At 35.3% G+C, this 14,631-nt stretch carries 17 protein-coding genes; 7 read left to right on the plus strand and 10 right to left on the minus strand.

Annotated features, from left to right (window positions below):
- Position 1: 1 nt before the first annotated feature.
- The 3 genes from LN051_RS11285 to LN051_RS11295 form a co-directional block, all read right to left on the minus strand.
- Complete coding sequence (locus LN051_RS11285; RefSeq protein WP_229292590.1) at positions 2-691, minus strand: urease accessory protein UreF; 690 nt, start codon at positions 689-691, stop codon at positions 2-4.
- Positions 684-1,136, minus strand: a complete 453-nt coding sequence (gene ureE, locus LN051_RS11290; protein ID WP_229292591.1) for an urease accessory protein UreE — start codon at positions 1,134-1,136, stop codon at positions 684-686. The genes LN051_RS11285 and ureE overlap by 8 nt, the downstream gene beginning before the upstream one ends.
- A gap of 194 nt (positions 1,137-1,330) precedes the next feature.
- Complete coding sequence (locus LN051_RS11295) at positions 1,331-2,776, minus strand: carbon starvation CstA family protein (protein ID WP_229292592.1); 1,446 nt, start codon at positions 2,774-2,776, stop codon at positions 1,331-1,333.
- Between the two features lie 420 nt (positions 2,777-3,196).
- Between LN051_RS11295 and LN051_RS11300 the strand changes: the two genes are divergently transcribed.
- Positions 3,197-3,712 (plus strand): YceI family protein, encoded by a 516-nt coding sequence (locus LN051_RS11300; RefSeq protein WP_229292593.1) that lies wholly within the window; start codon positions 3,197-3,199, stop codon positions 3,710-3,712.
- Positions 3,713-3,966: 254 nt separating this feature from the next.
- Here the strand turns inward: LN051_RS11300 and LN051_RS11305 are convergent, their stop codons facing one another.
- Positions 3,967-4,911, minus strand: coding sequence for a M23 family metallopeptidase (locus LN051_RS11305; protein WP_229292594.1), 945 nt, complete (start codon positions 4,909-4,911; stop codon positions 3,967-3,969).
- 285 nt (positions 4,912-5,196) lie between these two features.
- On the opposite strand from LN051_RS11305, the gene LN051_RS11310 reads away from it, so the two are divergent.
- The 6 genes from LN051_RS11310 (at position 5,197) to LN051_RS11335 (ending at position 8,134) form a co-directional block, all read left to right on the plus strand.
- On the plus strand, positions 5,197-5,625 hold the full coding sequence (locus LN051_RS11310) for a MarR family winged helix-turn-helix transcriptional regulator (protein WP_229292595.1): 429 nt from the start codon (positions 5,197-5,199) through the stop codon (positions 5,623-5,625).
- A gap of 55 nt (positions 5,626-5,680) precedes the next feature.
- The gene (locus LN051_RS11315; protein WP_229292596.1) at positions 5,681-6,103 is read left to right on the plus strand and encodes a DUF1433 domain-containing protein; all 423 of its coding nucleotides are present in this window, start codon (positions 5,681-5,683) and stop codon (positions 6,101-6,103) included.
- Positions 6,104-6,235: 132 nt separating this feature from the next.
- On the plus strand, positions 6,236-6,658 hold the full coding sequence (locus tag LN051_RS11320; protein ID WP_229292597.1) for a DUF1433 domain-containing protein: 423 nt from the start codon (positions 6,236-6,238) through the stop codon (positions 6,656-6,658).
- A gap of 31 nt (positions 6,659-6,689) precedes the next feature.
- A complete protein-coding gene (locus LN051_RS11325; RefSeq protein WP_229292598.1) occupies positions 6,690-7,112 on the plus strand; it encodes a DUF1433 domain-containing protein in 423 nt (140 codons plus the stop codon).
- Positions 7,113-7,245: 133 nt separating this feature from the next.
- On the plus strand, positions 7,246-7,671 hold the full coding sequence (locus LN051_RS11330) for a DUF1433 domain-containing protein (RefSeq protein ID WP_229292599.1): 426 nt from the start codon (positions 7,246-7,248) through the stop codon (positions 7,669-7,671).
- A 31-nt stretch (positions 7,672-7,702) separates the two neighbouring features.
- Positions 7,703-8,134, plus strand: a complete 432-nt coding sequence (locus LN051_RS11335; protein WP_229292600.1) for a DUF1433 domain-containing protein — start codon at positions 7,703-7,705, stop codon at positions 8,132-8,134.
- 174 nt (positions 8,135-8,308) lie between these two features.
- Here the strand turns inward: LN051_RS11335 and LN051_RS11340 are convergent, their stop codons facing one another.
- From LN051_RS11340 to rpmH, 6 genes are all read right to left on the minus strand, one after another.
- Positions 8,309-9,166 carry a ParB/RepB/Spo0J family partition protein gene (locus LN051_RS11340; protein ID WP_229292601.1) on the minus strand — a complete coding sequence of 286 codons (858 nt, stop codon included), beginning with the start codon at positions 9,164-9,166 and terminating at the stop codon, positions 8,309-8,311.
- Positions 9,167-9,209: 43 nt separating this feature from the next.
- Positions 9,210-9,929: a 16S rRNA (guanine(527)-N(7))-methyltransferase RsmG gene (gene rsmG, locus LN051_RS11345; RefSeq protein ID WP_229292602.1), complete on the minus strand. Its 720-nt coding sequence runs from the start codon at positions 9,927-9,929 to the stop codon at positions 9,210-9,212.
- Entirely contained in the window at positions 9,930-11,804 is a 1,875-nt protein-coding gene (gene mnmG, locus LN051_RS11350; RefSeq protein ID WP_229292603.1) for a tRNA uridine-5-carboxymethylaminomethyl(34) synthesis enzyme MnmG, read from the minus strand.
- Between the two features lie 16 nt (positions 11,805-11,820).
- Complete coding sequence (gene mnmE, locus LN051_RS11355) at positions 11,821-13,203, minus strand: tRNA uridine-5-carboxymethylaminomethyl(34) synthesis GTPase MnmE (RefSeq protein WP_229293686.1); 1,383 nt, start codon at positions 13,201-13,203, stop codon at positions 11,821-11,823.
- 189 nt (positions 13,204-13,392) lie between these two features.
- A complete protein-coding gene (gene rnpA / locus LN051_RS11360) occupies positions 13,393-13,746 on the minus strand; it encodes a ribonuclease P protein component (RefSeq protein WP_229293687.1) in 354 nt (117 codons plus the stop codon).
- A gap of 212 nt (positions 13,747-13,958) precedes the next feature.
- Positions 13,959-14,096, minus strand: a complete 138-nt coding sequence (gene rpmH, locus LN051_RS11365) for a 50S ribosomal protein L34 (protein ID WP_000240855.1) — start codon at positions 14,094-14,096, stop codon at positions 13,959-13,961.
- Between the last annotated feature and the right edge of the window lie 535 nt (positions 14,097-14,631).

Below are 14,631 nucleotides of genomic sequence, written 5' to 3' on the forward strand. Positions count from 1 at the left end.
CCTAAGAAATGAATATTCTCACATTCACATTTTCGTGTTCTAATTGGTTTAACTCTATGCCAGGCGCAGTTAATCCAAAATTCGCCTTATCTTGATTCATAATAGATGTACGTGTTTTTGTAATAAATGACATCATACGTGTGATAATTTGTTGGCCTTCTGTTTGGCCTAACGGAATTGCCCGTACTGCATTTTGAGTTAAACTTGATATATTTTGATATAAGTAATAATCAATGATTTGTTCGATTGAACTCTTAAGATAATGCCCAAGCAATGTAAACACTACAGCAGGATGTCCATTCAGTTGATAGTCGGACACCTCATTAAAATACCAATTTAACCACTCATTTTCATAAAGTGTATGCGCAAGATGTGCCATACGTTTTCCCATTTGTTTTGTCCCTACGCGTGTTTCTCTAGGAATGTTTTGGACGAATAACAATTGGTCTATACGTTTCATTGCTGAGATATCTTCATTTTCAATCGCTTCATACGTCATGCGCATAGCTAAGCCATCTGTATATGTAAGTTGTTCCGTTAAAAATACCTTTAACCACGCTTCAAATGACGACGCATCATGCACATCATTGCGTTGAATGTATGTTTCTAAACCAAACGAGTGACTAAAAGCACCCGTCGGAAATTGTGAATCACAAAATTGAAACAGCTTTAATTGCGCTTGATTAATCATGAGAATGGCCTATATGTTTAAAGGCTTTATTCACTTTTCGAGCTTCACGTTGATATGGAATGGCTAAATCTTTCAATAAATCTTCTACTAAGTAGTCATATTGCACAAGCATTTCCGTCTCTGTAAATTGAGCGGGTAAATGGCGATTCCCTAATTGATGCGCGATATCTCCCATTTCTTTAAGTGTTCGGGGTTGTATCGCGATAATATCTTCAGAATTAACATCGATAATAATCATATTTTTGTCATCACGATATAAAATATCACCATATTGTAAATCAATCGGTTGATTTAAACGAATACCGATTTCTGTCCCATGATCTGATGTGACGCGTTGTATGCGTTTAACAAGATCTGAATTTTCAAGATATACCTTTTCAATATGAATTTGTTTTTCTTCTTGAGTTAGATTTGCGATATTGCCTTGAATAGATTCTACTATCATGTGGTCATCTCCTTTTCTACTTGATTTATTTTACCACCTGAAGCGTAGATTGGATAATAAAAACACTTTTTAAATATAGTAATTTCATTTTCTTAATTATGAATTCAAAATAAAAAAACAAGATGTTACCAACCTATGAGATACCACCTTGTTTTCCAAAAGTTTTTACAACATATTAAATTGTGTGGATGAACTTAATTTTTTAATTTCACCGCATGATCTAACTGGAACGAAACACCTGTTGTATTTTTTCGATATTGATATATAAAATAGGCAAACCACAATACCGTACATCCTATCGCTATAATGTAGCTTACGTTCAAATCCATTCCAAAACCAATAGGTTGGCTTAAAATGTATGTGAAAAGATTCCATGTGATAAACAACGCTGGTATGAGTGAAACCCAATAGTTTTTCTTAGCAATAAGTAAGTACATCGTGCCGACCCATAATGCGACTGCAGCTGTTGTTTGATTCGCCCATGAGAAATAACGCCATAATACTGTAAAATCGACTTGAGTCAGTAAGAAACTGACAACAAACAATGGTACTGCCACGATAAAACGTTTGCTGATGGCTTTTTGTCCTAAATTGATATAATCTGCAATAATCATCCGTGCACTTCTAAATGAGGTATCACCACTTGTAATAGGCAGTATAATAACACCTAAAATAGCAACCGTTCCAAATACAGATCCTAATAGCAATGTAGATACTTTACTTACCACAAGTGCCGCTTCACCTTGTGCAAGCACGTTTTGTAATCCACCGTAACTTCCAAATAAACTCATCGCTGCCGCTGCCCAGATCATCGCAATAATCCCTTCTGCAATCATCATGCCATAAAAAATGACACGCGCATTCTTTTCTTTATTCGTTGTACGCGAAATGATAGGTGATTGTGTCGCATGAAAGCCAGATAATGCACCGCAAGTAATTGTAAAAAACAACAATGGAAATATTGGTGCTTGATCTGGATGCATATTTTGTAATGTTAATTCTGGAATAGGCGCGCCTGTTTGAATCAGTCTTATCCCAACACCTAAGGCACTAATGACAAGTAAGGCACCAAAAATAGGATAAATACGGCCGATAATTTTATCGATAGGCAATATCGTAGATAAAATATAATACACAAATATCACAAAAATAATAAAACCTAAGGCAATCCGCCCATCCATTAAATTATGTAAAAGCAAGGCCGGACTTGTCACAAATACTGTTCCTGTTAGCAATAAAAGTAACAACGTGAAAATATTTACGACGTGTTTCATAGCCTGTCCTAAAAATTTCCCGGCAAGTTGGGGTAAATGTGCCCCACGATTACGAATCGAAATCATCCCAGTTAAATAGTCATGCACAGCGCCTGCAAATATACACCCTACAACAATCCAAATAAATGCCACAGGTCCATACAAAGCGCCCATAATTGGACCAAAAATAGGACCCACACCAGCAATATTCAATAATTGAATTAAAGAATTAGATGATGTTTTCATCGGAACATAATCAACATTATCACGTTGATCATGTGCAGGCGTAGGTCGATTATATTTCGGCCCAAACATCTTATCGATATACTTCCCATAAGTAAAATAACCTACAATTAACAACACGATACAAACAATAAACGTTATCATGTTTGTCCCCCCTTATTAAATCCCCTTAAAAACAAACAACATTGAAAGCGCTTTCTAATATTGTACACTATTTTCTTACAATTCACAATATGGTCACATTTTTGTTTAAGCATACGTTGGACTTCTATTTGAAAGCTCCTATTAAGCGTGACATTTTTAAAAAAGGTATAAACATGGAGATTTTAGGTAAAAATACTCGTACAAGGGCGTATTTTTGATTCAAAAGTAAATCTATTCCTCAATTGCATCCGATTTTAAAAGATTTGGAACATCGTAAGTCAATCTCTAGGAAGCAACATCAAAAAATCTAGAAGTAAGTTTTGTTCCAATTTCTTGAGCATTTAAGTTGTATTTTGTCGAATTTAGGTATAAAATTTATACTACAAAGATAAAAAGCACATCATTTAGGAGGCATTTGAAATGGTAAAATATGTTTTTGACCCCGTACACAGCACTTTAGATTTCTCAATCAAACACTTAATGGTATCAAAGGTTAAGGGAACTTTTGAAAAATACGATGTAGACGTTACAGGTGATTTCAATGACTTATCAACTGTAGAAGCAACAGTAACGATTGACGTTGATTCCATTGATACTGGTAACAAAGATCGTGACAACCACTTAAAATCAGCGGACTTCTTCAATTCTGAAGAAAACAAACAAATCGTTTTTAAAACGAAAAAAGTAACCGAAGATAGCGTTACTGGGGATTTAACAATTGCAGGACAAACACATGAAGAAACATTCGATTTTGAATTCAATGGTGTTAGTATCAATCCTATGTCAGGTGGTAAAGTAACTGGATTCTCAGTTTCAGGTAAAATCAACCGTGAAAAATACGGTGTTGACTTCAACCAAAAATTAGAAACTGGTGGCGTACTGATTGGTAAAGACGTTAAATTCGAAGCAGACGGAGAATTTGCAATCGAAGAATAATACACTTTGGTTTTAAAAATTTATGCAGATATTCATCATATATTGAAGTTTAATATTTAAGAGGCTAGCCGTGGTTAGCCTCTTTTTATAGCCTTTTGTAGCCCATATTAAGACGTAAGTGACACTTCATTCTTTTAAAACGCATTATTGATTCAAAATTAAAAAGCCGAGTGAGAGAAGGACTATCGCATTTAGAGCACCTTTTAAAGTTACCCAAACCATCGATTTGTCCTAGCCCACTCGGCTTATATAGATTACTGGTTAGCCAAATAGTTATCTGGATTTACCGCATATTGGTTGCCAATACCACCTGACATGCGTTGGAAGTGAAGATGAGGTCCTGTTGAATTACCCGTACTTCCTGATAAACCAATTTGTTGACCTTTTGTTACTGTATCGCCAGCTTTAACATTTAATTGATTCATATGCATATACCATTGATAATTGTTACTGTTCGCTTCTTGAATTGTAATTTGGTTACCTCCACCATAATTACTCCATCCACTTTGAATCACTTTACCATCAGTAAACGAATAAACAGGTGTATTTTCAGGCATCCCGTAGTCTACCCCGTAGTGTGCCCCACCTGTTGTATATTGCCCATAAGGCTGCCATTTCGGATACTTTTTAAGCCATCCCGCAGCTGCTTTGTTTGAGGTATCAGTAGTTGACACACTCCCTTTTTGAGACGTTTCTGTTGATGCAGATGCATTTCCTTGTGGCGCTGGTGCTTGACTATGCGTTGAACGTGATTGTGCTTGATGATGCCCCAATTGATCTGTTGTATTTACATTCCACTGACCTTGCACTGCTCTATATGAGTTAGATGCATCATTGGATGGTTGATGACTGTAATTACCTTGGTTTTGAATAAAAGCATCTGTTTGACTTGAAGTATCATCATTCTCATTATGTGATGTATCATACTGATTGTAGTAAACGTAGTGTGTATGGCCATTTTGATCAGTATAAAATGATTGATATAACCCATTCTCAAACATCGACACATTCCAATTCCCATCTAAAGTATGGTGATAGTTACCATGCGCATCTATTGTAACGTAATCATTAGTTTCCTGAGAAAATGTTGTTACATATCCTGATGACTGAACTTGTTCTGCTGCTTCAGCATCACTATGCATGATACCAAAAGTTGCAAACCCAACTGTAGCGATTGTTGCAGCTGCTATTTTTTTCATAAAAATAATCCTCCTAAATGTGATACATAAATAATAGCTAGAGGCATAGTAACATAAATATATCGCCCTTCAATGCTTGTAAATCATTTTCATTATTTCTGTAAATACACCGAAAAATTACGTCTTTTTCTCGCAATCTCATGACAAATAACATCATGTTTTGTAATATTGTTACGCATAAAATCAAATCGACTACTGTCTATTGTGAAAAATACTGTACTTTACAAAAGTTAAACCTTCTTTTACAATTATCTCGAATTCGAAATATAAAAGAAGGTGTAATCTTTGAATCGTATTGATACTTCATTAAAGGTATTTATCGGATTAAAACGGGCAAATGACAAGTTAGATAAAATCGTTCATAAAGATATCAAATCCTATGGACTGAATGTTACAGAATTTGCAGTACTTGAATTACTTTATAACCGCGGTGAACATACAATTCAACAAATTAAAAAACGCATTTTAATTGCAAGTAGTAGCACGACTTATGTTATATCAAACTTAGAGAAAAAAGGCTATATTAAGCGCAGATCAGATGCTAAAGACAAACGCGTCAGTTACGCATCACTCACAGATAAAGGACACTCCTTTATGGAAGATATCTTTCCTAAACATGCCGAGACAATTGCCTCTGTATTTTCTGATTTATCGGAAGAAGCATTACAAGATTTACAAAAAACTTTGAAACAAATCAGTATAACATCTGATTAAAGTAATGTATTAAAATTAAAAATATATATTTGAATTCAAAATAGGAGCTACTCAGATGTCTAAAAAACATTTTCTTATCTTTATTAGTATTGTATTTTTAATTTTAATCGCCATTGCTGGTGTCTATTTGAAAATGAAACATGATGAACATGAAGCACAAAAAGAAGCTTATTACAAACAACAACAAGAACGCATTACCCTTTATCTTAAATACAACACGAAAGAGCCCAATACTATTAAATCCGTTCACTTTACTGACTTACACAAAGGAGCAATGGGGAGTGTCGTTATTAAAGGTTATATTAACAATGACCCTAAAGCTACATTTTCAACACTCCAAACACCAGAAGATCATTTTCAATTTGAAGGAGATTTAACAACAAGCCCGCCTTTAAGTGATTCACTCAACCCTGCTCACAAATTAAAATCTCCTGATGAAATCAAAAAAGAGCTTGAACGAAAAAAGAAAGATCACTAAATTTAGTGGTCTTTTCTTATTCTATCAAAAGATATACCATTATTATAAAAAATATTTTAAAATTGGAGTAACAACATAATATTTAGTATATAATTTATTCATACATTCCATATCAAAACAGGAGTTTAAGATATGTCAAAAAAACACATTCTTATCCTTATTAGTATCATATTTTTAATTTTAATTGCCATTGGCGGTGTCCATTTCAAAATGAAACATGACGAACAAGAAAAAATTAAACAAGCCTACTACAAACAACAACAAGAACGTATCACGCTTTTTCTTAAATACAACACCAAGGAACCAAATACTATCAAATCTGTTCACTTCACTAAACTAGACAAAACCCCTATGGGAAGTGGCGTGGTTAAAGGCTATATCAACAATAACCCTAAAGCTACATTTACAGCACTCGGCAAGCCAGAAAAGCATTTTCAATTTGACGGAGATATCTCAGTTACAGACTCTGTAGGTAACCGATTAAAACCCGCTCATGAGTTGAAGTCCCCCGATGAAATCAAAAAAGAACTTAAACAAAAAAAGAAAAACCACTAATACGTTATATCTCAGAATAGGAGTTACTCGGATGTCTAAAAAACATATTCTCATCTTTATTGGTATTATATTTTTAATTTTAATCACCATTGGCGGCATCTATTTAAAAATGAAACATGATGAACAAGAAAAAATTAAACAAGACTACTACAAACAACAACAAGAACGCATAACCCTATATCTTAAACATAACACTAAAGAACCAAATACTATTAAATCCGTTCATTTTAAAAGTTTAAAAGAAGGACCAATGGGCGACGCTGTTATTGAAGGGTATATCAATGACAATGAAAAAGATACCTTTGTTGCTTACGGGGCTCCTGAAGACAAATTTCAATTTGACGGAGATATGATAAAGAGTGAAAAGTTAAGCGTATTACTAAAAAATGCTGAGAATCGAAAATCACCAGATGAAATAAAAAAAGAACTTAAACAAAGTAAGAAAGATCACTAAATTTAGTGGTCTTTTTCTTACCCTCTCAATAGATATACCAGTATTATAAAAAATATTTTAAAATTGAAGTAACAACATAATATTTAGTATATAATTTATTCATACATTCCATATCAAAACAGGAGTTTAAGATATGTCAAAAAAACACATTCTTATCCTTATTAGTATCATATTTTTAATTTTAATCACCATTGGCGGTGTCTATTTAAAAATGAAACATGATGAACAAGAAAAAATTAAACAAGCTTACTACAAAGAACAACAGGAACGCATTACGCTTTACCTTAAATACAACACGAAAGAACCCAACACCATTAAATCTGTTCACTTCACTAATCTAGAAGAAAGCCCGATGGGAAATATCTTTATTGAAGGCTATATTAACAATGACCCTAAAGCTACATTTTCAACACTTAATAGAGCAGAAGATCGTTTTCAATTTCAAGGAGGATTAACAATGAGCCAACCTATAGTTGAAAGAATAAAATCTGCTCATGAGTTAAAGTCACCTGATGAAATCAAAAAAGAACTTCAAAACAACAAAATGAAAAACCACTAATACATTACATCTCAGAACAGGAGTTACTCTGATGTCTAAAAAACATATTCTCATCTTTTTCAGCATTGTATTTGTAATTTTAATCACCATTGGCGGCATCTATTTTAAAATGAAATATGATGAACGTGAAGCACAAAAAGAAACTTATTATAAACAACAACAAGAACGTATCACACTTTTTCTTAAATACAACACCAAGGTACCAAATACTATCAAATCTGTTCACTTCACTAAACTAGACAAAACCCCTATGGGAAGTAGTGTTATTGAAGGTTATATCAACAATAATCCCAAAGCTACATTCACAGCACTCGGTAAACCAGAAAAGCATTTTCAATTTGACGGAGATATCTCCCTTAGCAATCCAGTAGATGAGCGTTTAAAACCTGCTCACGAGTTAAAATCCCCTGATGAAATCAAAAAAGAATTGAATAATAAAAAGAGTCGGAAGCATTGTACCTAATTCATAAAAAAGATGTGGAACAAAAATCTTATAGATTTCTGTTCCACATCATAAATATACATATTTTGAAAAGCACAGTAGCTATCAGCATTGAACCTGTGCTTTATAGCTTTTCTTAATCTAGACATCCTTGTAGGGTGGAACAACGAAGGCGAATAAATTCTGTCCCGCTCCCTATTTGCGATAAACACGAATGTTAATTTCATAGTAGTCTTCGTGCTCTTTTTCTTTTTGCTCATATTTAATTCCGTTGGCTTTGATTTCGAGTAGACCGTCCGCAATGATATCACGTGCTTCTGAAATGTCACGTACAAATTCAGGTGGACGTGCTGTCACTGTTTCTCCTTCTTCAGTCTCCTCTGAAACTGCGTTGTATGACTTTAGACGTTCCTCAGTCTGCTTAACGTTGAGTTGTTCTTTTAAAATTATATCGAGCATCTCTGCTTGACGTTGAGGCGCTTGGCCTACAAGCGCACGACCGTGTCGCTCAGTAATACGATGTTCACGTACGGCGTCTAAAACAATCGGTTCTAATTTAAGTAAACGTAACTTATTAGCAATAAAGCTTTGACTTTTACCCACACTCTTAGCAAGCTCCGATTGTGTAATACCTTCGAATGCCAATAATTTTTTATAGGCTTCCGCTTCTTCAACCGCAGATAAATTTTCTCGTTGTATATTTTCTATCAACGCAACAACCGCCGTCTCTTCATCACTTAATTGACGTACGATAACATCCGCTTCACTTTTTTGAATGTGTTGTAGCGCACGAAAACGACGTTCACCTGCGATAATTTCATACATATTTTCTTCAATAGGACGTACAACAATTGGTTGTAGTAAACCATGTGCTTGGATGGATTCTGCCAATTCTTCGATACGCGCTGGATCAAATGTTTGACGTGGTTGGTAACGATTCGGCACGATGCGTTCAATCTTAACAGATTCCACGCCTTGCGTAGTTTCATCTATTATTTCAAGCACTTCATCTTTATTTTTTAATCCAAATAGTTTAGAAAAAGGTTTTTTCATATTTCTTCTCTCCCTTAAACCATCCCCAATACCATATACCGATTTATCCTACTAGAGGTGACTTATTTGGTGTTCCAGGTTTTCTCGGGTACTTTTTAGGTGTCTGACTACGTTTTTCAATTTTAATAATTTGTCTTTCGCCCGCTTCTTCTGGCAATTCAAAAGTGTGGATTTCTCCAATTCGACCTCCAAAGATACCGATACCAAAGCGCGCTTCGTCTAATTCCTCTTGTCCTTTTGAAGATTTTAAAGCAATGAACAAACCGCGTGTTTTCACAAGTGGTAAACAAAGTTCACTTAACACTGCCAAACGTGCGACAGCTCTTGCTGTGACAATGTCAAAAGACCCACGGTAGTCTTCATTTTTACCAAAAGTTTCTGCACGATCATGTACAAAATGCACACCTTCAAGGCCTAATTCATTCGCCAATTGATTTAAAAATTGGATACGTTTGTTGAGAGAATCAACAATCGTCACATGAATATTCGGAAACACGATTTTAAGTGGGATACTTGGAAAACCTGCACCTGCCCCCACATCACACAAACTTATGTCTTGATTAAAATCATGATAAAAGCTTGGTGTGATTGAATCATAAAAATGTTTTAAATACACTTCATGTTCTTCTGTAATACTTGTAAGATTAATTTTATCATTCCATGTGACAAGCATATCATAATACGTTTCAAACTGTTGTTTTTGCGTTTCTGTCAACGTAATGCCATGTGTTTCAAGTTGTTCTGCTAACCATGTGACACTCATTTATTTCACCCTCTGAAGTTTGCCTTGTTCTAAATAAACAAGCAAAATTGAAATGTCTGCTGGATTCACCCCTGAAATACGTGAAGCCTGAGCAATATTTAATGGCTTAACTTCTGTCAGTTTTTCACGTGCTTCTGTAGCTAAGCTATCAATTTTACTATAATCCAAGTCTTCTGGAATTTTCTTTTGTTCCATACGTTTAACTTTATCTACTTGTTGTAAGGATTTTGTGATATAACCTTCATATTTCGTTTGAATTTCTACTTGTTCCTCAACATCTTCACCTAAATGTGATGTTTCTTCTAATATTTCTAAAATCGTTTTATAAGTCATCTCAGGACGACGCAATAATTCATTTGCTAAAATACCATCTTTTAAACGAGAACCGCCTTCACGTTCAATAATGTTTTGTACACGCTCTTGTGGTTTGATACGAATTTGAGATAAGCGTGTAATTTCATCACTGATACTTTGTCGTTTCTGTTTAAAGTTAGTGTAACGTTCTTCAGAAATAAGCCCTAATTCGTATCCTATATCTGTTAAACGTAAATCCGCATTATCATGACGTAAAAGTAAACGGTACTCTGCACGTGATGTCAACAAACGATAAGGTTCATTTGTGCCTTTAGTTACAAGGTCATCAATTAAAACGCCGATGTAAGCATCCGAACGTTGTAAAATTGTTTCTTCTTTTCCTAATACCCGGGCAGCAGCATTAATACCTGCCATCAAACCTTGACCAGCAGCTTCTTCATAACCTGATGTGCCATTAATTTGACCTGCTGTATACAAGTTTTTGATTTTTTTAGTTTCAAGCGTTGGCCATAATTGTGTAGGCACAATTGCGTCATATTCAATCGCATAGCCTGCACGCATCATATCTGCTTTTTCTAGACCTGGAATCGTCGCTAACATCTCACGTTGCACATGTTCTGGCAAACTTGTTGATAAACCTTGTACGTAAACTTCATTCGTATGACGGCCTTCTGGCTCTAAAAACAACTGATGACGTGGCTTGTCATTAAAACGAACAAACTTATCTTCTATAGACGGACAATAACGTGGCCCTGTCCCTTTAATCATTCCTGAATACATCGCTGATAAATGTAGATTATCATCAATCACTTGATGTGTGTCGCCATTCGTATATGTTAACCAACACGGTAGTTGGTCTAAAATGAATTCTGTCGTTTCATAACTGAATGCTCGCCCAACATCATCACCTGGTTGAATTTCAGTTTTGCTATAATCGATAGATCTCGCATTTACACGAGGCGGTGTGCCTGTTTTAAATCGAACAACATCAAACCCTAATCCACGAAGATGATCGGCTAAAGTAATGGAAGGCAACTGATGATTAGGACCACTTGAATATTTTAAATTACCTAAAATAATTTCGCCTCGCAAAAATGTACCTGTCGTTAAAATGACAGCTTCAGCTAAATATTCTGTTCCGATGTTCGTACGTACACCTTTCACTACGTCGTTTTCAATAATCAATTCGTCTACCATACCTTGCATTACGTCAAGATGGGGTTCGTCTTCTAATACTCGCTTCATTTCTTGTTGGTAAAGTACTTTATCCGCTTGTGCACGTAATGCACGAACGGCAGGTCCTTTTCCTGTATTTAACATACGCATTTGAATATGCGTTTTATCGATTGTTTTGGCCATTTGTCCACCAAGTGCGTCAATTTCACGCACGACAATTCCCTTAGCGGGTCCCCCTACTGATGGATTACAGGGCATAAATGCGATATTATCTAAATTAATCGTTAACATAAGTGTTTTTGCGCCACGACGGGCTGCCGCTAAACCTGCTTCAATACCTGAATGTCCTGCACCTACTACGATGACATCATAATTTTGTGCCATTACAAACCCTCCTTTTCTATTTTCCAAGGCAGAATTGACTAAAGAGTTGATCTATCAATGTTTCACTTGCCGATTCGCCAATAATCTCGCCTAAAATTTCCCATGTTCGTGTTAAATCTATTTGTACCATATCCATAGGTACACCCATTTCAGCTGCATCAATCGCATCTTGTATCGCACTTTGAGCTTGTTTCAATAATGAGATATGTCTTGAATTAGAAACGTATGTCATATCTTGATTTTGAACTTCTCCATCAAAGAATAAATCTCTAATTTGTAGTTCTAACGCATCAATACCTTGTTGTTTCAAAATAGAAGTCTCAATCACTGGCATGTCCCCTACCATTGCTTTTACTTCATCGATATCTAAACGTTGTTCTAAATCCATTTTGTTAATAATCACAATGGCATCTTCATCTTTAATCACTTCATATAATTTACGATCTTCTTCAGTTAAAGCTTCATTGTAATTCAATACAAATAAAATCAGGTCAGCTTGACTTAAAGCTTTTCGAGAACGTTCAACACCAATACGTTCAACGATATCTTCAGTTTCACGAATTCCCGCTGTATCTACTAAACGAAGCGGTACACCACGCACGTTCACATACTCTTCTAAAACATCTCGCGTAGTGCCTGCAATTTCAGTTACGATCGCTTTGTTATCCTGAATAAGACTGTTTAACATCGAAGATTTACCTACGTTCGGTTTACCAACAATAACCGTAGACAACCCTTCTCTCATAATTTTCCCTTGAACGCCTGTATCAAGTAACTTTTGTATGTCTGACTTAATTGCTGTTGCACGTTCTAGTAAAAATTCTGTTGTCGCATCTTCGACATCGTCATATTCTGGATAATCAATATTCACTTCAACTTGAGCCAAAATCTCTAGAATAGACTGGCGCTGTGCCTTAATCATGTCACTTAAACGGCCTTCTATTTGATTTTGAGCAACTTTAGACGCCCGGTCAGTCTTCGCTCTAATAAAATCCATCACAGCTTCTGCTTGTGATAAGTCAATTCGACCATTTAAAAAAGCACGTTTTGTATATTCGCCGGGTTCTGCCATACGTGCGCCATGTGTCATTGTGAGTTCAAGCACACGATTAATTGTAAGTATGCCCCCATGACAATTGATTTCGATTATATCCTCTCGTGTAAACGTTTTAGGTGCACGTAAAACCGAAACCATTACTTCTTCAACCGTTTCATTAGTGACTGGATCAACAATATGACCATAGTTAATTGTATGAGAAGCCACATCTTTTAATTTATACTTTCCTTTATATAGCTTGTCTGCTATTTCTACGGCATCATGCCCCGACAAACGCACGATGCCAATGGCACCTTCGCCCATCGGCGTGGATATACTCGTTATCGTATCTAATTGTTCCATGGCACACGTACCTCCTTTATCATTAATCTCCATTTTAAAATGTTTAATATTGAATTGCGACTTTCCCGCTTTGCCACATGTATTGTTAGACTTCCCAAGCATGCTATTACATACGATTTCAACGCCATAATAATGCAAGAAGTTAGACTTCGGTGTGTCTGACATCACACAAACCGAAGTCTAATAAACTTACTTTATTCGCTTGTTAAAGACCTTAGCTATTTTTAAAACATGTTCTAAACTTTTCTGGATTTCCAATGTAGACATCTCTTTAGCTGGATGTCTTGCGATAATAATAATATCACGTGGCAAGACATCTTCTTTATGAATTTTAAAACATTCTCTTACTCCGCGCTTAATGCGGTTACGTGTTACGGCATTACCAATTTTTTTTGATACACTAATTCCTAATCTAAAATGCTCGGCTTGTTTGTGATGATACGTATAAACGACAAACTGGCGATTTGCAACTGACCTCCCCTTTCGGTAAATCAATTGGAAATCTGCATTCTTTTTAATACGATATGCTTTTTCCATTAACATCACTCGTCTTTCTCATTTCAAACGTCTTCATAATAACTCTTATTTTGAAAAAAAGAGAGGCTGGGACATCACATGTCCAAGCCCCTATAAAAAATGTTGAGTTTAAATTTAGTAGTAGTACAATATTCATTTTGAATCACTCGCACGCTTACTCCGAAACGTCTTTCGATTATTCAAACTCGACACACCATTGAATCGCTATTTGTCTATGCTTATGCTGATAAGACTTTGCGACCTTTACGACGACGACGCGCTAATACTTTACGGCCGTTTTTAGTGCTCATACGCTTTCTGAAACCGTGCACTTTACTATGTTTACGTTTATTAGGTTGATAAGTACGTTTTACCATTAAAAACACCTCCATCTTGCTTCATTCAATTATCTTCATTCATTTTAACTATCTTGACCTCTAACGCGATGCCACGTTAAATAGATATTTTTCTCTTAAATGAAATGTCTACATTTCAAGCAACTACTACATAATATCAAATTCATATAGGTAAATCAAGCGTCTTTTTAATTAATACGTATTAATATCTTTTTGAAAGTTATCCACTTATGCACATCCGCGCTTAAATAATCTGTGGATAATTATTTTCTATGCACAAGTTACACAAAAGTACACACACATATTCACAGCTGTTTGACAGAGTATGCTGTTAAAAAGTATAATTATGTGGATAAGTGGTTTAACCCCTTATATTACATAGGTTTCTTTAATGCGGTTATGCGCTAAATACTTGTGAATAATCCCATTAAACAAACGAGTTACCCACAGTGTGTGATTAATTTGTGGATAATTATTAACAAGGTGTGATTAGTTTTATCCACTAAGGGGAAATCTGTATATAACTCAAAATTTTACTTAGGAAGATGGAGTGCAA

Source organism: Staphylococcus ratti, from assembly GCF_020883535.1.
GTDB classification, from domain to species: domain Bacteria; phylum Bacillota; class Bacilli; order Staphylococcales; family Staphylococcaceae; genus Staphylococcus; species Staphylococcus ratti.